Origin of the sequence: Streptomyces sp. NPDC092296, assembly GCF_044755465.1 — a bacterium.
Lineage (GTDB): Bacteria > Actinomycetota > Actinomycetes > Streptomycetales > Streptomycetaceae > Peterkaempfera.
The window spans coordinates 468,390-484,737 of record NZ_JBIVRB010000001.1 but is presented as its reverse complement, the minus strand read 5'-3'; the positions used below and the strand labels follow the sequence as shown (position 1 = coordinate 484,737).

General features: G+C 73.6%; 15 protein-coding genes and 3 tRNA genes. 10 read left to right on the top strand and 8 right to left on the bottom strand.

Annotated features, from left to right (window positions below; genetic code table 11):
- Positions 1 to 117 precede the first annotated feature (117 nt).
- Positions 118 to 771 (bottom strand): ThuA domain-containing protein, encoded by a 654-nt coding sequence (locus ACIQGZ_RS02235; RefSeq protein ID WP_402598776.1) that lies wholly within the window; start codon positions 769 to 771, stop codon positions 118 to 120.
- Positions 764 to 1,204, bottom strand: a complete 441-nt coding sequence (gene mscL, locus ACIQGZ_RS02230) for a large conductance mechanosensitive channel protein MscL (RefSeq protein WP_402598775.1) — start codon at positions 1,202 to 1,204, stop codon at positions 764 to 766. Before mscL ends, ACIQGZ_RS02235 begins: the two co-directional genes overlap by 8 nt.
- A 237-nt stretch (positions 1,205 to 1,441) precedes the next feature.
- Here mscL and ACIQGZ_RS02225 point away from each other — a divergent pair, with 237 nt between their 5' ends.
- Positions 1,442 to 1,864, top strand: a complete 423-nt coding sequence (locus tag ACIQGZ_RS02225; protein WP_402599946.1) for a globin domain-containing protein — start codon at positions 1,442 to 1,444, stop codon at positions 1,862 to 1,864.
- 11 nt (positions 1,865 to 1,875) lie between these two features.
- Positions 1,876 to 3,087, top strand: coding sequence for a globin domain-containing protein (locus ACIQGZ_RS02220; RefSeq protein WP_402598774.1), 1,212 nt, complete (start codon positions 1,876 to 1,878; stop codon positions 3,085 to 3,087).
- 111 nt (positions 3,088 to 3,198) lie between these two features.
- Here the strand turns inward: ACIQGZ_RS02220 and ACIQGZ_RS02215 are convergent.
- From ACIQGZ_RS02215 to ACIQGZ_RS02205, 3 genes are all read right to left on the bottom strand, one after another.
- Positions 3,199 to 3,271 (bottom strand) — tRNA-Arg (locus ACIQGZ_RS02215).
- 160 nt (positions 3,272 to 3,431) lie between these two features.
- Positions 3,432 to 3,504 (bottom strand) — tRNA-Arg (locus ACIQGZ_RS02210).
- 202 nt (positions 3,505 to 3,706) lie between these two features.
- A tRNA-Ser gene (locus ACIQGZ_RS02205) sits at positions 3,707 to 3,797 on the bottom strand.
- A gap of 210 nt (positions 3,798 to 4,007) precedes the next feature.
- On the opposite strand from ACIQGZ_RS02205, the gene ACIQGZ_RS02200 reads away from it, so the two are divergent.
- The 8 genes from ACIQGZ_RS02200 to ACIQGZ_RS02165 all read left to right on the top strand — a co-directional run bounded on the left by ACIQGZ_RS02200 (position 4,008) and on the right by ACIQGZ_RS02165 (position 12,927).
- Positions 4,008 to 7,568 carry a PAS domain-containing protein gene (locus ACIQGZ_RS02200; protein ID WP_402598773.1) on the top strand — a complete coding sequence of 1,187 codons (3,561 nt, stop codon included), beginning with the start codon at positions 4,008 to 4,010 and terminating at the stop codon, positions 7,566 to 7,568.
- Between the two features lie 72 nt (positions 7,569 to 7,640).
- The gene (locus ACIQGZ_RS02195) at positions 7,641 to 8,117 is read left to right on the top strand and encodes a MarR family winged helix-turn-helix transcriptional regulator (RefSeq protein ID WP_402598771.1); all 477 of its coding nucleotides are present in this window, start codon (positions 7,641 to 7,643) and stop codon (positions 8,115 to 8,117) included.
- Positions 8,114 to 8,980: an ABC transporter ATP-binding protein gene (locus tag ACIQGZ_RS02190; RefSeq protein WP_402598770.1), complete on the top strand. Its 867-nt coding sequence runs from the start codon at positions 8,114 to 8,116 to the stop codon at positions 8,978 to 8,980. Before ACIQGZ_RS02195 ends, ACIQGZ_RS02190 begins: the two co-directional genes overlap by 4 nt.
- Positions 8,940 to 9,797: an ABC transporter permease gene (locus ACIQGZ_RS02185; RefSeq protein WP_402598769.1), complete on the top strand. Its 858-nt coding sequence runs from the start codon at positions 8,940 to 8,942 to the stop codon at positions 9,795 to 9,797. The genes ACIQGZ_RS02190 and ACIQGZ_RS02185 overlap by 41 nt, the downstream gene beginning before the upstream one ends.
- Positions 9,798 to 9,989: 192 nt before the next feature.
- On the top strand, positions 9,990 to 10,787 hold the full coding sequence (locus ACIQGZ_RS02180) for a putative protein N(5)-glutamine methyltransferase (RefSeq protein ID WP_402598767.1): 798 nt from the start codon (positions 9,990 to 9,992) through the stop codon (positions 10,785 to 10,787).
- Positions 10,788 to 10,944: 157 nt separating this feature from the next.
- A complete protein-coding gene (locus ACIQGZ_RS02175; protein WP_402598766.1) occupies positions 10,945 to 11,178 on the top strand; it encodes a hypothetical protein in 234 nt (77 codons plus the stop codon).
- Positions 11,179 to 11,198: 20 nt separating this feature from the next.
- Positions 11,199 to 11,801: a hypothetical protein gene (locus ACIQGZ_RS02170; protein WP_402598765.1), complete on the top strand. Its 603-nt coding sequence runs from the start codon at positions 11,199 to 11,201 to the stop codon at positions 11,799 to 11,801.
- A 376-nt stretch (positions 11,802 to 12,177) separates the two neighbouring features.
- Complete coding sequence (locus ACIQGZ_RS02165; protein ID WP_402599945.1) at positions 12,178 to 12,927, top strand: polysaccharide deacetylase family protein; 750 nt, start codon at positions 12,178 to 12,180, stop codon at positions 12,925 to 12,927.
- A gap of 47 nt (positions 12,928 to 12,974) precedes the next feature.
- Here the strand turns inward: ACIQGZ_RS02165 and ACIQGZ_RS02160 are convergent, their stop codons facing one another.
- The 3 genes from ACIQGZ_RS02160 to ACIQGZ_RS02150 all read right to left on the bottom strand — a co-directional run bounded on the left by ACIQGZ_RS02160 (position 12,975) and on the right by ACIQGZ_RS02150 (position 16,266).
- Positions 12,975 to 14,693: a long-chain fatty acid--CoA ligase gene (locus tag ACIQGZ_RS02160; RefSeq protein WP_402598763.1), complete on the bottom strand. Its 1,719-nt coding sequence runs from the start codon at positions 14,691 to 14,693 to the stop codon at positions 12,975 to 12,977.
- 245 nt (positions 14,694 to 14,938) lie between these two features.
- Complete coding sequence (locus ACIQGZ_RS02155; protein ID WP_402598762.1) at positions 14,939 to 15,763, bottom strand: DUF1906 domain-containing protein; 825 nt, start codon at positions 15,761 to 15,763, stop codon at positions 14,939 to 14,941.
- 179 nt (positions 15,764 to 15,942) lie between these two features.
- Complete coding sequence (locus tag ACIQGZ_RS02150) at positions 15,943 to 16,266, bottom strand: hypothetical protein (protein WP_402598761.1); 324 nt, start codon at positions 16,264 to 16,266, stop codon at positions 15,943 to 15,945.
- Between the last annotated feature and the right edge of the window lie 82 nt (positions 16,267 to 16,348).

Below are 16,348 nucleotides of genomic sequence, written 5' to 3'. Positions count from 1 at the left end.
GGGGCGCCAAGCAACCCGGACACGTAGGGGACTCCAGGGGCGCGAGGAACTGCGCGAGCAACCCCGCTCCCCCGCGCCCCGGGTGGGGGGCACGGCCCGGGGACGCAGGGCGACCGCTCAGCCGAGGGCGTAGTGGATGCCGCCCCAGAGGTGTTGGCGGAAGGAGGCGTCGGAGTAGTGGGCGGGGGAGTGGCCGAGGGCGGTGTAGAAGGAGCGGCCGCCGGCGTATTCGGCGCACCAGGCGATGGGGTGGTCCGCGCCCATCGAGCCGCCCTGGTAGCTGGACTCGTCGACGGTGAGCAGCACCCGGACGCCTGCGGCCCTGGGCGGGGTGTGGAAGTCGTACCACTCGTCGGTCCACGGCAGGCCGGCCGGGAGGTGGGCGGTGGCGGGGTGGTCGCCGTCCTCGACGTGCAGGGTGGCGGGCTGGATCTCCGGGTGCCCGGCGAAGCGGGCGCCGACCAGGCCGCCGTACCAGTCCCAGCCGGTCTCGCAGGTGGTGGCGGCGTGGATGCCGACGAAGCCGCCGCCGGAGCCGACGTACTGCCGCAGCGCCGCCCGCCCCGGCTCGTCCAGCACCTCGCCGCTGGTGGAGAGGAAGACCACGGCGCCGCAGCCGGCCAGCCGTTCCGGCCGGAAGGCCGCCGGGTCCTCGGTGGCCTCCACGGTCAGGCCGTGGTCGGCGGCCAGCTCGCGCAGTGCCCGTACGCCGTCGGGTATGGAGTCGTGCCGGTAGTCGGTGGTCCGGGTGTAAAGCAGCAGGTCAGCCATGCTTGTGCGCCTGGCCGGGGAGGACCGCCCGCTCGCCCACCACGGCGGTGCAGAAGGCGCAGCGGGTGGCGGCGGCCGGGATGGAGCTCAGGCACTCGGGGCAGTCGACCTTCGGCTCCGCCAGGTCCTTCTGCGGCAGGAAGCGGGCGTGCAGCTTGCTGACCGGCAGCACCACCAGGAAGTAGATGACGGCCGAGATCAGCAGGAAGCTGATCGCCGCGTTGAGGAAGGCACCGAAGGGGAAGGTGGTGCCGGCCACCGAGAAGGTCTTCTTGCTGTAGTCGCCCACCGTGCCGGTGGCCAGGCCCATCAGCGGGGTGAGGAAGGCGGTGACGAAGCCGTTGACCACGGCGGTGAACGCGGCGCCGATGACGATGCCGACCGCCAGGTCGACCACATTGCCGCGCAGCAGGAAGCTGCGGAAACCCTTCACCGTGACTACTCCGTTTCTGCGGGGGCGGCCATGGTCCGAGCGCCCGGCCGACGGACATCCTCCCCGAAACGGGCGTCCGGATGAAGTCGGACCGGCGTGCATCACCGGGTCGTCCGCAGTTCAACCTCAAACTGGCAAAGCATTGTCCGAATATGACTGTACAGAGCCATTTTTGACTGATCATCAGCCAAACCTGTTCGCAGAGTCACCGCGTCGATACAGTCGGACCCCGTGACCATGGACCCAGCACTCATCAAGAGCAGCTTTTCGGCCGTCCAGCCGCACGGCACCGACGTGACCGCCTACTTCTACGACCACCTCTTCGAGCACCACCCGGAGGTCCGCGGCCTGTTCGCGGAGCACCTGGACGAGCAGCGGGACCGCCTCTGGGCCGCGCTGGGCGCCGTGGTCTCCAACCTGGAGGACACGCCGACCCTGGTCGGCATGCTGCAGAACCTGGGCCGCCGCCACGCCGGCTACGGCGCCCTGCCCGCGCACTATCCGGCCGTCGGCGCCAGCCTGATCGCCACCCTGGAGCACTTCGCGGGCGACGCCTGGACCCCGGAGGTGGAGGCGTCCTGGGCCGCCGCCTACGCGGTGATCAGCTCAACCATGATCGACGCCGCCGCTGCCGCCGGCGATCCGATCCCGGTCGGCTGAGGCCACCGCCCGTGGCCTTCGACCCTGCGGTCCTCCGCGACAGCTTCGCCGTCGTCGAGCGCCGAGCCGACCACGTGGCCAAGTACTTCTACGCCCACCTGTTCGCACACAATCCAGGCGTCCGCGCGCTCTTCCCCGACGACATGGCGGAACAGCGCGACCGACTCTTCGCAGCCCTCACCCAACTGGTGCTGCGCCTTGAGAAACCCGAGCGGCTCACCGCCTACCTCGCCGCGCTCGGCCGCGACCACCGCAAGTTCGAGGCCCTGCCCGAGCACTACCCCGCGGTGGGCGCCAGCCTGATCGCCGCGCTCAAGCACTTCTCCGGCCAGGCGTGGAACCCCGAGGTCGAGAAGGCGTGGTCCGAGGCGTACGCGGTGATCTCGCAGGCCATGACGGACGCCGCCCGGCAGGCCGAGACCGAGCAGCCCGCCTGGTGGGACGCGCGGATCACCCACCGCCGCCGCGCCTCGGCCGACCTGGTGGTGCTCACCCTGGACCCCGGTCGGCCGTACCCCTTCACCCCCGGCCAGTACCTCAGCGTCTGCTCCCCGCGCGCGGCCCGGGTGTGGCGGCCGTACTCGATCGCCAACGCGCCGCGCGCCGACGGCACCGTGGACATCCACGTCCGGCGCGTCCCCGGCGGGCTGCTGAGCACCGCGCTGGTGGACGGCGTGACGGAGGGCGAGTCCCTGCGGCTCGGCGCCCCAATGGGCAGCTCCTTACTGGACCGCGAGTCCCCCCGGCCGCTGCTGGCGGTGGCGGGCGGCACCGGCTGGAGCCAGATCGGGGCCCTGGTCGAACAGGTGGCCGAGCGCCCCCGGCCGGCGGTGGTCTTCCTGGGCGCGCGCAGCGACGCGGACCTGTACGACCTGGACCGGGTACGGGAGCTGGTGGACCGCCACCCGTGGCTGGAGGTGGTGCTCGCCGCCCCGGAGGACGGCGCCTCCCGCGACGAGGCGGCGCTGCTGCTGCGCAATGGGCTGATCGAGCGCGGCAGCTGGGCCGGGTACGACATCCACCTCAGCGGGCCGCCGGGCATGGTCGGCGAGCTGGTCCGGCTGCTCCGCACACGCGGCGCCGACGAGAAGCTGATCCATCACGACCCGCTGCCGGACCTCGGGGACCAGAGCCGACCGCTCACCCCGGCCGAGTGGTTCCTGGCCCGGCCGGAAGTGCACTGGATCAACGCCGCCCAGCTGGGTGGCGACGAGCGGGCCTGACAGTCGAGCGGGCCTGACAAGCGGACGGGACCGGCAAACGGACGGGACCGGCAAACGGACGGGACCGGCAACGAAGCGAGGCCCCGGGCTCTGCCCGGGGCCTCGCTGCTGTGCGCTCGGCAGGATTCGAACCTGCAACCTTTTGATCCGTAGTCAAATGCTCTATCCGTTGAGCTACGAGCGCCCTCAGGTGGCCTTGCGACCCCTGCGGTCCTGCGGGAACAACCCTACCCGATCCCGGCGGCCGACCCGACCACGGCACGGTGCCCCGGCCGCCGTGGCCCGACCGCTCCGACCTCGGAAAACGGACGAGGCCCCGGGCTCTGCCCGGGGCCTCGCTGCTGTGCGCTCGGCAGGATTCGAACCTGCAACCTTTTGATCCGTAGTCAAATGCTCTATCCGTTGAGCTACGAGCGCCCTCAGGTGATCTTGCGACCCCTGCGGTGTTGCGGGGACAACATTACATGACCACCGGCCGGGGGTGAAATCGGATATCTCCCCGGAGCGCCGCCCCGACCGTTCACCCCAGCCGTTCGCCCACAGCGAACAGCCCCGGCCGACGGCCCCCGGAACGACGACAGCCCCGCCGACCGGAGTCGGCGGGGCTGTCCCCGAAGTGCGGAGGCTCGGGGATTTGAACCCCGGATGGGCTTTAAGGCCCAAACCGCATTAGCAGTGCGGCGCCATAGACCAGACTAGGCGAAGCCTCCAGCAGCACGGCCCGCAGCACTTGTTGTGCCGTGAACCACGTGCATGGATGATGTCACAGCCTACCGGGCTGTGACCAACCGCCGTCAACGTTACTAGGCGGGTCGTCGGAACCGCAAAAACAATGCGATAGTTCTGGGAAGCATGCCCCGGGGTGCGGTGCAGGGACACCGCGGCACAGCATGAGTTCAGCCAGAGGAGGACCCCTCGACGTGAGCAGCAGGCCGACCCGAGGCGCTGCTCGCCTCGCAGCGATACTCGACGCCCTTCCCGACGCCCTGCTGCTGGTGAACAGCAACGGCACGGTCGTGGACGCCAACACCGCTGCCGTGGAGAGCCTCCAGGCGCCCGGGACCTCACTGGTCGGCATGGGCGTACTCGGTCTGCTGCCCGAGTTCGACCCCAGCCGCATCCCCGGTTCGATGCGCCCCGCCCCCAAGGAGCGGCAGAGCGCCGACCGGCCGGTGCGGATGACCGCCCATCGGACCGACGGGACCACCTTCCCGGTCGAGGTCTCCAGCAACGACTTCGAGGACGAGGGCGCGCAGTACTCCCTCTCCCCGCTCGTCCCGTTCGACGCCTACCGCAGCAGCTACGGCAGCCCCGGGCCGGAGAGCAGCGCCCGCGAGCTGCTGCTCATCCTGGTCCGGGACCTCTCCGACCGGCTGGACGTCGAGGCCGAGCTGCGCCGCCAGCACAAGCAGACCGAAATGATCCTGCGCGCCGCCGCCGAGGGCATCGTCGGCGTGGACCTGGAGGGCCGCGTGGTGCTGGTCAACCCGGCCGCCGCGCACATCCTGGGCTTCCGGGCCAGCGAGTTGGGCGGCCGCGAGCTGCACCCGCTGATCCAGCACTCGCGCGCGGACGGCACCGCGCTGGCCGCCGAGGAGTCCCCGCTCGCCGACACCCTGGTCTCCGGCCGCAAGCACCGGGTGCGCGGCACCGTGCTGTGGCGCAAGGACGGCCGCTCGGTGACGGTGGACCTGACCACCGCACCCGTCCGCGACGGCGAGCAGCTGGTCGGCGCGGTGATGACCTTCACCGACCGGACGAAGGAGCTGGCGCTCGCCGCCCGGGGCCGCCATCTGACCGCCGTGCTGGAGGACGAGCTGCGCGGCCCGCTCGACCGGCTCCGCAGCCGGATCGACGGGCTGGCCGCCGACCCCGCCGGGCAGCTCTGGCCGGAGGCCAACTGGACGCTGCGCCGGCTCGCGGACGAGTGCGCCCGCTTCTCCCGGCTGGTCGACGGCGTGCTGTCCTACCAGCGCTTCGAAGCGGCGGCCGAGGGCGGCCAGGACGCCCTGGACCGCAAGCCGGAGGACCTGGAGAAGGTCGTCCAGCGCGCCGTGGCCGCCGCCGCCGAGCTGATCGGCGCGGACCGGGTGCGGATCTCGCTGCACGCCGCGCCGGTCGAGGTGGTCGCCGACGCCAAGCGGCTCACCCAGGCGCTCGCCCACCTGGTCGCGGACGTCAGCGGGATCGCCCTGTCGCCGGACGACGCCGAGGGCGCGCCCCGGCCCGCCCCCGCCCCGTACGGCGCTCCCGCGCTGCCCCCGGCCGCCAAGAGCGCCCCCGTGGTGGTGATGGCCGCCGCCCAGCGCGGTGACGTGGCCCGGATCGAGGTGCGCGGCGACGGCAACGGCGGCAGCCCCGTCCATCTGCCGATCGCGCGCGGCGTGGTGGAGCGGCACGGCGGGGTGCTCCAGTCGCACCGGCTGCCGGACGGCAAGGGCACCACCTATGTGGTGGAGCTGCCGCTCGACCCGGTGGCGGCTCGGGCCGCCGCCGAGCGGGCGGGCGCGGCCGGGCGGCGCGACGCCCCGCGCGAGAGCGACACGGCGGTGCTGCCCGAGCTGCCGGACGGCATCCCGGCCCTGCCGGCGGCCCGCCGCTCCGAGGAGGACGCCCCGCCGGGCAAGGACGCCCCCGGCAAGGGCATCCCGACCGAGGGCAGCCCGACCGAGGACGGCGCGGCCAAGGGCAGCCCAGTCAGGGACACCGCGGCCAGGAACAGCGCGGCCAAGGACGGCGCGAGCAAGGACGGCGCCGGCCAGGGCGCCTCGGGCGAGAAGCGGCCCGCCGTGGCCGCGCCCGCCGAGGACCGGCCGGCCGAGGCGCCGCCCGCCGCGCGCGGGCCGATCGCCCTGGGGCCCGGCCCGTCCGCCGCCCCGGCGGCGGCGGAGGGCCCCCGGCCGCCACGGCAGCGGACCCCGGCCGACGAGCCCCGGCCGGGGGGCCCGGCCGGAGAGCCCGCGCCGCCCGAGGGCGGCGGCCAGCGGCGGCACCGGGCCCGCCCGGCGCGGGAGGAGTCCGCGTCGTACGAGTCCGGCCCCTATGAATCCGGCCCGTACGAGTCCGGCCCCTATGAATCCGGCCCGTACGAGCCCGCCGGGCCGCTCGCGCTGGACGCCGCGCCCGCCCCCGCGCCCCCGCCCGGCGTGGCCGCCCCGCCGCTGGAGAACCCGTTCGCCGGAGTGCCGGTCTACCCCGGCCTGGAGAACGCGCTGCCCCCGGCCGGCCCGGTGCCGCCCGCGCCGGTGGCCCCGGTGCCGCCGCCGACCGGTCGGCGGCGGCGGCTGGCCGTGCCCCCGGCCGACGACGCCCAGGCCGCTGCGGGCCCGGCGGCGCTGGAGCCCGCCGCCCCCGCCCCGGCGCGGCCGGCCGGCGGTGGCCCGATCGCGCTGGAGCCCGCCCGGCCGGAGCCGGCCGGCCCCTTCGTGGTCGGCCCCGGCGGCCTGCCCGGCGCCGTACCGCCCGGCAGTGGCGTCCCGGTCCCGGACGGCGCGCCCGGCAGCGCGCCCGCCCCCGTACGCGACCAGGCGCCCCTGGCACTGGGCCCCGCCCCCACCACGCCCGCGCCCGTGCCCGTGCCTGAACCCGCGCCCGCTGTCCCCGGCCCACCCACCGCACCCGCTGTCCCCGGCCCGCCCACCCCGCCGCACCCGATCGCCGTCCCCCCGCTCACCGGCACCGACGAAACCGACGGCGCGGGCCTGCTCGCGACCGGCGCCCCGGAGGCCGCCCCCGACGGCCCGCCCGGCGGCGCGGCGGCGGCGCCGCGCCGGCTGCTGGTGTGGCCGGAGCCCGACCCGTCCACCAAGCAGGCGCTGAAGGACCGCGGCTACCGCCCGGTGATCGTCCGCTCCCGCGAGGAGGTGGACGCACAGGTCGGCGCGGACCCGGCGGCGCTGTTCGTCGACCCGCTGACCGGCCCGATCACCCGTACGGCCCTCCAGTCGCTGCGGACGGCGGCCGTCAACGCCCGGGTGCCGGTGCTGGTGACGGCCGGGCTGGGGCAGGCCACCCGGGAGGCCGCGTACGGGGCCGATCCGGCGGTGCTGCTGCGGGCGCTCTCGCCGCGCGACAGCGAGAGCCACGCGCCCCGGGTGCTGCTGGTCGAGGCCGCCGCCGAGATCGCGACCGCGTTCAGCTCCAGCCTGGAGCGGCGCGGGATGCATGTGGAGCACGCCGCCTCGGAGAGTGACGCGGTGTCACGGGCCAGCAGTGTGCAGCCCAATCTGGTGGTGATGGACCTGATGCTGGTCCGCCGCCGCCGGGTCGGCATCGTGGACTGGCTGCGCGCCAACGACCGGCTGCACCGCACCCCGCTGGTCGTCTACACCTCGGCCGACATCGACCCGCAGGAGCTGCCCCGGCTGCGGACCGGCGAGACCGTGCTCTTCCTCGCCGAGCGCTCCACCAGCGAGGACGTCCAGGCGCGGATCGTGGACCTGCTGGGGAAGATCGGCTCACCGCTGTCCGAGGGGCACTGAGCGGCACCGAGCGAGGGCTGAGCGGTGGTCCGCGCCCTGTGATTGCCTCTCAGTGAGAGGTAAAATTCAGGGGTGGACCGAGCCGACCTCCCCAGCAAGCCGTCCGATCTCCCCAGCGAGCTGTCCGGGGTCCTCGTCGGCATCCAGCGCCTGGTCCGGCGCCGGCTGCGGCGCGGGCTGACCGGGTCACCGCTGCGCGGCGCCCAGGTGGAGCTGCTGCGCCTGGTCGAGACGCGGCCGGGGGTGCGGGTCTCCGCAGCGGCCAGGGAGCTGCGGCTGGCGGGCAACTCGGTCTCCACGCTGGTCAACCAGCTGGTCTCGGCCGGGCTGCTGATCCGCGAGACCGACCCGGCGGACCGCCGGGCGGCACTGCTGCGGCCCACCCCCGAGGCCGTGGCCAGGCTCCGCGCCTGGGAGGACGGGCGCACCGCGCTGATCGGCGAGCAGGTGGCCCTGCTGTCCGAGGCGGACCGGGCGGCCCTGGCCGCCGCGCTGCCGGCCCTGCGGCAGATTGCCCAGGGCCTCCACGATGAGGCGGAGGCACCATGACCGCACCGTCCGGAACCACCCCCGACCCCCGATCCGCGGCGGACCCGTCCCTCGCGGTCGGCTGCACCGGCCTGACGTACTCCTTCGGTGACACCCTGGCCGTGGACGGACTGGACCTGTCCGTCCCGGCGGGCGAGGTCTTCGGGCTGCTCGGCCCGAACGGCGCGGGCAAGACCACCGCGATCCGGGCCATCACCACCCTGCTGCCAGTCCCGGCCGGGATGGTCAGGGTCTTCGGGCGGGACGTGGCCCGGCAGGCGATGGCGGTGCGGCGGCTGCTGGGGTACGTACCGCAGCAGCTGTCCGCCGACTCCGGGCTGACCGGTCGGGAGAACGTCTCGCTGTTCGCCCGGGTCTTCGACGTCCCGCGCGCGGAGCGGGCCGAGCGGGTCGCGGAGGCGCTGGAGGCGGTGGGGTTGACCGACGCCGCCGACCGGATGGCGGCGACCTTCTCCGGCGGCATGGTCCGCCGGCTGGAACTGGCCCAGGCGCTGGTCAGCGCGCCGAGGCTGCTGATCCTGGACGAGCCGACCATCGGCCTGGACCCGATCGCCCGGACCAGCGTCTGGGAGCGGATCACCGAGGTCCGGCAGGCCACCGGCATGACGGTGCTGGTCACCACGCACTACATGGACGAGGCCGACCAGTACTGCGACCGGGTCGGTCTGATGCACCAGGGCCGCATCCGCGCCCTGGGCACCCCGGACCAGCTCAAGGAGCAGCTGCCCCGCGAGGACGGTACGCACCCTCCCACCCTGGAGGACGTCTTCCGGCACTTCGCCGGCAGCCGGCTCGACAAGCCCGGAGGAGAGGACTTCCGCGATGTCCGACGCACCCGCCGCACCGCCTCCCGCGTCGGCTGAGGCCGACCGCCCGGCCCCCCGGCTGCTGTTCGTCACGCCGCCGGTCCGCCCCTGGTGGCGGCTGGTCCCGGCCCGGGTCGGCGCGATGTGCGTGGTGGAGTTGCAGAAGCTGCGCCATGACCGCACCGAGCTGTACACCCGCGCGGTGCAGCCCGCGCTCTGGCTGCTGATCTTCGGCGAGACCTTCAACCGGATCAGGGCGATACCCACCGGCGGCATCCCGTATCTGGACTATCTGGCGCCGGGGATCATCGCCCAGTCCGCGATGTTCATCGCCATCTTCTACGGCATCATGATCATCTGGGAGCGGGACTCGGGCGTCCTCACCAAACTGCTGGTCACCCCCACGCCACGGGCCGCCCTGGTGACCGGCAAGGCCTTCGCCGCCGGGGTGAAGTCCGTCATCCAGGCGGTGGTGGTGATCGTCATCGCGGCGCTGCTGGGCGTCGGCATGACCTGGAACCCGCTGCGGCTGCTCGGCGTCGCGGCCGTGGTGGTGCTCGGTTCGGCGTTCTTCTCCTGCCTCTCGATGACCATCGCCGGGATCGTGCTCACCCGCGACCGCCTGATGGGCATCGGCCAGGCCATCACCATGCCGCTGTTCTTCGGCTCCAACGCGCTCTACCCGGTGGCCGTGATGCCCGGGTGGCTCCAGGCGATCAGCAAGGTCAACCCGCTGAGCTACCAGGTGGACGCGCTGCGCGGGCTGCTGCTGGGCATCCACACCCATCTCGCGCTCGACTTCGGCGTCCTCGCCCTGGCCGCCGCGCTCGGCATCACCTCCGCCTCCGCCCTGCTCGGCCGGCTCGCCCGCTGACCGTCTCCGGGGCCCGGCGGGGCTGCCGTGCCGGGGCGGCGTTCCGGTAATGTGGACGCTCCAGCAGTGGACGATCGAGGAGGTGAGACCCATTACCGCTATCTCAGGCTGGGTGCTCCCTCCCCACGGCCGTGCGGTCCGCCCGATCTAGCTGACCGCCGGGAGCGCCCGCAGGCGTCCCGAAAGGCTTCCATGTCGGTCTCACCGTCACTTCTGCCACTCTCCGTCATCGTCACCAGGCTCCGCGCCGCCGGCTGTGTCTTCGCCGAGGACGAGGCGAGGTTGCTCGTCTCCGCCGCCGGTACGCCGGCCGATCTCACCGCCCTGGTGGACCGGCGGGTCGCCGGTCTGCCGCTCGAACACGTCCTGGGGTGGGCCGAGTTCCGCGGTCTGCGGGTCGCGGTGGACCCGGGCGTCTTCGTACCCCGCCGCCGTACGGAGTTCCTGGTCGACCGGGCCGCCGAACTCGCCGGGCCCGGCGCGGTGGTGGTCGACCTGTGCTGCGGCTCGGGCGCGCTGGGTGCCGCGCTGGTCGCGGCCCTGGGCCGGGCCGAGCTGCACGCCGCCGACATCGACCCGGTGGCGGTGCGGTGCGCCCGGCGCAATGTGGCCGCCGTCGGCGGCCGGGTGTACGAGGGCGACCTCTACGAGCCGCTGCCCGCCGCGCTGCGGGGCCGCGTCGACGTACTGCTCGCCAACGCCCCGTATGTACCCACCGAGGAGATCGGCCTGCTCCCCCCGGAGGCCCGGCTGTACGAACCCCGGGTGGCCCTCGACGGCGGCGCGGACGGCCTCGACGTCCAGCGCAGGGTGACCGCCGCGGCGGCGCACTGGCTGGCCCCGGGCGGCCACCTGCTGGTCGAGACCAGCGAGCACCAGGCCCCCCACACCGTCGAAGCCTTCGCCCGCCACGGCCTGCTCCCCCACACCGCCACCTCCGACACCCACGACGCCACCATCGTCATCGGCACCCGCCCCACCCCCGCCTGACCCCCTCCGGGCCCGGCCGGGACCCGGATGGACGGGCCTCGGGCGGACAGCCCGGGGCCCTACGGGGACTTGAGGTACTTGGGTACCATGTTTCCGAGAGGTGGTGGTCGTCATGGCGGGATCGGCCGCGAGTGTGCCGAGGCAGTCTCCTTTGAAGGTGGACCCGGAGACGGACCGGTTGATCAGCCAGGGCGCGCACTTTCTCGGCGTGACGAAGAAGGACCTGGTTGCCGAGGCCGTCCGGATGTACTTGGAGCAGCGGCGGGAGGAGCTCAAGGCCGGCATGGTCGAGGCGATGAGGGTCCTCGACGGATCGCTGAGGTCGGATGTGGCGCTGCTGACCGGTCTGACCGTCGAGGAGATCGACGCGGTCGGCGGGATCGACGAGTAGGTCGAGGAGAAGAAGCCCCGATGCGCCCCGCCCGCCCCACGCTGCGCTGTCTGCAACAGGACATGGGCCTGCCGGTCCCGCCGGTCACCCGCCCGCTGGAGGAGATCGACCACCCGTTGCTGGCGAAGGCCGCCGAGCGGTTCGCCGAGGCCGACGCCAAGCATGAGCGCATTCGCGCGATCGATGACCAGGTCCTGTTCAAGGTGAAGGTGCAGCGGTGGCGCGGCGCCGTGTGGGTGGATTCCGACCTGCCCTGGCTCGTCGCGGGCGGCCGACGGGAAGACGGCTCCGGCGACGACTTCTACGCCGCGCTGGAGGCCGACGGCAGGGCCGCGCGGGCCCGCTACAACGCCGGGCACCGCGACGGGCTGAAGACGGCCACGCACTCCGCCCATCTGCTGCCCGAGCGGGCGGACTTCGTCCGCTACCGCGCCGAGGCGGGCGTGCGCTTCGTCCGCCGCCTCCGAGCCACCGTCCTGGGCTGGTGTGCGATTCACTGCGTGACGGACGGGAGCACAGTGTCGACTTCGACGCCTTCACCCTGGGCGTCCAGGTCCGTGCGGACCGGGGGCACGAGACCTAGGTCGCGGTACGGATCACCGGCTCGGTCCCTTCCAACCTGATCGTTGTCGTCCTCGGCAATGTCCCCGGCTGCGACCGCGACGGCTGGTACCCGGAGTACGCCCTGCCCGAACGGGATCTGCTGCCCGCCGAACAGGCGTGGTCGAACCTCATGAACCCCGCTGATGCGGCCCTGCTGCTGGAGCGCGAACACCAGGGGTGAGGGGTCCTCGCGCGGGACCGGCTCCGGGCGCCGTGCGGCCGGGACCCGGGGCGTTGGGGTGGGTGGGGTGGTCTATATCCTCCGATTATCTGCGAAGTGCCCTCGGCTGCCTGGCGGCCGGGGGCACTTCCGGCTTGCGGGTCGGAGGGCAGCGGTACACGTTCGAGGGAGCGAGCAGGGTGGAGACGACGGGGAAGACAGCCACCGGGGGCCGGATGCGCACGGTGGCCGGGGTGGGGGTCGCCGCGGCGCTGGCGCTGTTGCTGAGCGGCTGCGCCTCGTACGACACCACCTCGCCGCGCAGCGCCAGGGAGCACGCGGCGGCCGGGGCGGAGGACGCGGTGGTCGGCGGTCCCGACTGCCGCAAGCTCAAGTGCGTGGCGCTGACCTTCGACGCCGGGCCGAGCGAGAACACCCCGAAGCTGCTGGACATCCTGAAGCAGCAGAACGTGCACGCGACGTTCTTCATGCTCGGCAAGAACCATGTGGCGACGTACCCCGACCTGGTGCGCCGGATCGTGGCCGAGGGCCATGAGCCGGCCAACCACACCTGGACGCACCAGATCCTGACCAAGATCAAGCCGGACGAGGCCCGCAAGGAGATATCCCTCACCCAGGACGCGGTGGAGCAGCTCACCGGCCGCAAGCCGCTGCTGATGCGCCCGCCGCAGGGGCGGACCGACGAGAAGGTCTCCAAGATCTGCCGGGAGCTCGGCGTCGCCCAGGTGCTGTGGAGCGTCACCGCCAAGGACTACCAGACCACCGACTCGGCGCTGATCGAGAAGCGGGTGCTCGAACAGACCAAGCCCGACGGCATCATCCTGCTGCACGACATCTACCGGGGAACGGTGCCCGCCGTCCCGGGGATCATCACCGAGCTGAAGAAGCGCGGCTACACCATCGTCACCGTCTCCCAGCTGCTGGCACCGGCGAAGCCGGAGCCCGGCGTGGTGTACAAGCCCTGAGGAGCCCCCGGGGCGGCGGGCGGCCGGATCAACCCTCGGCGGCCGGATCAACCGTCGGCGGGCGGCCGGCCGGCGGAGGTCTGGCGGCCGACGGAGGTCTGGCGGCCGGCCGAGGTCTGGCGGACGACGGTGAGCTGCCCGGTGCGGTGCTGTTCGCGCAGCACCTTCTTGTCGAACTTGCCGACCGACGTCTTGGGCACCGCCGGGATGACCGCCCACCGCTCCGGCAGCTGCCAGGAGGCGACCTGGTCGGCCAGGAAGGCGCGCAGCGCGGCGAAGTCGGCCTCGGCGCCGTCGCGCAGCACCACGGTGGCCAGCGGCCGTTCGCCCCACTTCTCGTCGGGCACCGCGACCACGGCCGCCTCGGCCACGTCCGGGTGCGCCATCAGGTGGTTCTCCAGTTCCAGCGAGGAGATCCACTCGCCGCCGGACTTGATGACGTCCTTCACCCGGTCGGTGAGGGTGAGGTAGCCGTCCGGGGTGATGGTGCCGACGTCGCCGGTACGCAGCCAGCCGTCCTCGCTGAACTTGTCGTCCGGCCGCTCCGGGTCCGCGTCCGCGCCGCCGTAGTAGGCCCCGGCGATCCACGGGCCCCGGATCTCCAGCTCGCCGGCGGCCGTGCCGTCGTGCGGCATCCGGCTGCCGTCGGGGCCGGTCAGCCGGGCCTCGACGGAGGCGGGGAAGCGGCCCTGGGTGATCCGGTACGGCCACTCCTGCTCGGGGGTGAGGCCGCCGGGCACGGTGGCGAACGAGCCCAGCGGGGAGGTCTCGGTCATGCCCCAGGCGTGCACCACATTGACGCCGTGCCGCTCCTCGAAGGCCCGCATCAGCGACGGCGGGCAGGCGGAGCCGCCGATGACGACCATCCGCAGCGAGGAGGTGTCGTACGAGCCGTGGTCCAGTTCGTCCAGCAGTCCGGACCAGATGGTGGGGACGGCGGCGCTGACGGTGGGTCGCTCAGCGGTGATCATCCGGGCCAGCGGGGCGGGCTGGAGGAAGCGGTCGGGCAGCAGCAGGTTGGTGCCGGACATGAAGGCGGCGTGCGGAATCCCCCACGCGTTCACATGGAACATGGGCACCGCCGGCAGTGCGGTGTCGCGGGCGGTGAGGCCGAAGCTGTCGCCTGCGATGACCTGGAGGCAGTGCAGATAGACCGAGCGGTGGCTGTAGGCGACGCCCTTGGGGTCGCCGGTGGTGCCGGAGGTGTAGCAGAGGGCGGCGGCGGTGCGCTCGTCCAGCTCGGTGGCCCAGGGGTAGTCGGTGGGCCGGCCGGCGATCAGCTCCTCGTAGTCGTGGACGGCGCCGCCGAAGCCGTCCAGCACCGACCGGTCGCCCGAGCCGACGACCACGATGTGCTTGAGGGTGGGGTCGAGCGCGGGGAGCAGCGGGCCGAGCAGCGGCAGCAGGGTGCCGTCGACCAGGACCACCCGGTCGGCGGCGTGGTTGACGATGTAGCCGAGCTGCTGGGCGGGCAGCCGCAGGTTGAGGGTGTGCAGCACGGCGCCCATGGCGGGGACGGCGAGGTACGCCTCCAGATGCCGGCTGTTGTTCCACATCAGGGTGCCCACCCGCTGGTCGCCGGTGACGCCGAGTTCGTCGCGCAGGGCGTGGGCCAGCTGGGCGGCGCGGGCGCCGATTTGGGCGTAGCTGAGCCGGTCGGCGGAGGTGCCGTTCCAGGTGGCCACGGTGGAGCTGCCGTGGACGGTGGCGCCGTGGACCAGAATCCGGGCGACGGTGAGCGGGACGTCCTGCATGGTGCTGAGCACTCGGGCCTCCTTGACCGGCGGGCTGCTGCGGACCCCGGGGTGCCAACCCGCCGATGGCCGGGGTCGTGGCCCGATTCTTGCGCCGTGGCGGCCGGATGTCAGCAGCCGGGCCCGTACCGCAACCTTGCACCCCGTACGACCGGAGGCGGCGGCCGGGGGCCGGGACATGGTGGCCGGGACATGGTGGCCGGGACATGGTGGCCGGGACATGGTGGTCAGGGCATGGGGGCCGGGCGGCCGGCGCCTCAGCGGACGATCGCCACCGCCGAGTCGACCGAGTCCCGGTCCACGGTGAGGGTGGCGCCGCCGTGGGTCTCCCGGACGTTGCCCCGGTACTGGTGGACGCGCCGGTGGCCGCGCCACTGCCGGGCGGTGAGCCCGTGGGCGTGGCGGGTGCCGGAGCGGCCGGTCCAGTGCGCGTACCAGAGGACGTCGGGCAGCGCCCGCCGGCCGGAGCGCTCGGCGGCGCCGAAGTCGGCGATGCCGGAGGCGACACTGCTGTAGAGGCCGGACCAGTAGCCGCTGTGTCTGATCCGGCGGGTCCAGCCCGCGACGAAGGCGAGGACGGCGCGGGAGCAGCGGGCGTTGTGGCGGCCGTAGTTCTCCATGTCCAGGTAGAGCGGGCTGCCCCGGCGCAGGCCGAGGGCGCGGGCGCGGCGCACGGCGTCGGCGGCCTGCTGGCGGCCCTGGCGGGCGGCGTGCCGGGGGTTGATCCGGTGCAGCCGGTGCGGGCCCTTGCGGCAGGGGGCCTGGAGGCCCGCGTACACCGGGAGCAGCCGCCAGCCCATCCGGTCGACGGCGCGCACCCAGCCGGCCGTGAGGTGGGGTTGGGCGCAGGCCCGGTTGACGCCGCCGAAGTAGATGCCGATGGCGCGGTACGGGGAGGAGCGGTGCCAGCGCCGCATGGTGGCCAGCGGCGGGGCGGCGCAGGCGTCGAAGCCACGGCCGGTGAAGAGCCGGACGCTGTGGCCGCCGGCTCGGGCGGGCGGGGCTTCGGCGAGCATCTGGGCGAGGGGGGCGAGCAGGACGAGGACGGCGGCCAGGGCGGCGGCTGGGCGTGGGAGGTACACGCTCCACCGTCACCATGTGTGATGATTTCCGGCTTTTCGCCACGCCGAGGTCATGAGTTCGCCTGCGTACGGTCCTTACCTCACGCCGCTCCGGGGTACGCCAACGGGGCGGCGCCGGTGTCGGCGCCGCCCCGCGAGGCCGGCGGGCGGTGACCCTGGCCGCTGCCGGTGGGGCGCTCTCAGCGCGCCGGCCGGGAGAAGGAGATGTTCAGGTTGGTCTGGGAGGCGTAGACCTGGCCCGAATTGCCCTTCACGCCCAGCGTGTTGTTCTCGTTGGCGGCGCCGGAGCCGGTGGCGGACTGCTGCGTCCAGTTGGTGTTGCCGTCGACCCGGCCGAAGACATTGCCGCTGCCGTCGGCGGTGGTGACGCCGGCGTTGGAGCCCCGATCGGCGGAGGAGCCGTTGTCGGCCTGCGCCGCACCCGCCCCGGTGAGCAGCAGTACCGCCGCGAACGGGACGGCGAGCAGGAAGCCGGTGATACGGGCGGTCCGGATACGAGCCATGTGGTCCTCCAGGACTGGAAGTCGGATTGCGGTGCGGGGCACGTGGCCAGACGTGCTCCTACGGCTGCGACGCCGAGGCCCA

Excerpts from the sequence above, each read along its gene's own strand:
- ACIQGZ_RS02170 (WP_402598765.1), top strand. The coding sequence starts at position 11,199 with ATGCGCCCCGCCCGCCCCACGCTGCGCTGTCTGCAACAGGACATGGGC.
- ACIQGZ_RS02190 (WP_402598770.1), top strand. The coding sequence starts at position 8,114 with ATGACCGCACCGTCCGGAACCACCCCCGACCCCCGATCCGCGGCGGAC.
- ACIQGZ_RS02225 (WP_402599946.1), top strand. The coding sequence starts at position 1,442 with ATGGACCCAGCACTCATCAAGAGCAGCTTTTCGGCCGTCCAGCCGCAC.
- ACIQGZ_RS02180 (WP_402598767.1), top strand. The coding sequence starts at position 9,990 with ATGTCGGTCTCACCGTCACTTCTGCCACTCTCCGTCATCGTCACCAGG.
- ACIQGZ_RS02185 (WP_402598769.1), top strand. The coding sequence starts at position 8,940 with ATGTCCGACGCACCCGCCGCACCGCCTCCCGCGTCGGCTGAGGCCGAC.
- ACIQGZ_RS02150 (WP_402598761.1), bottom strand. The coding sequence starts at position 16,266 with ATGGCTCGTATCCGGACCGCCCGTATCACCGGCTTCCTGCTCGCCGTC.
- ACIQGZ_RS02165 (WP_402599945.1), top strand. The coding sequence starts at position 12,178 with ATGCGCACGGTGGCCGGGGTGGGGGTCGCCGCGGCGCTGGCGCTGTTG.
- ACIQGZ_RS02235 (WP_402598776.1), bottom strand. The coding sequence starts at position 771 with ATGGCTGACCTGCTGCTTTACACCCGGACCACCGACTACCGGCACGAC.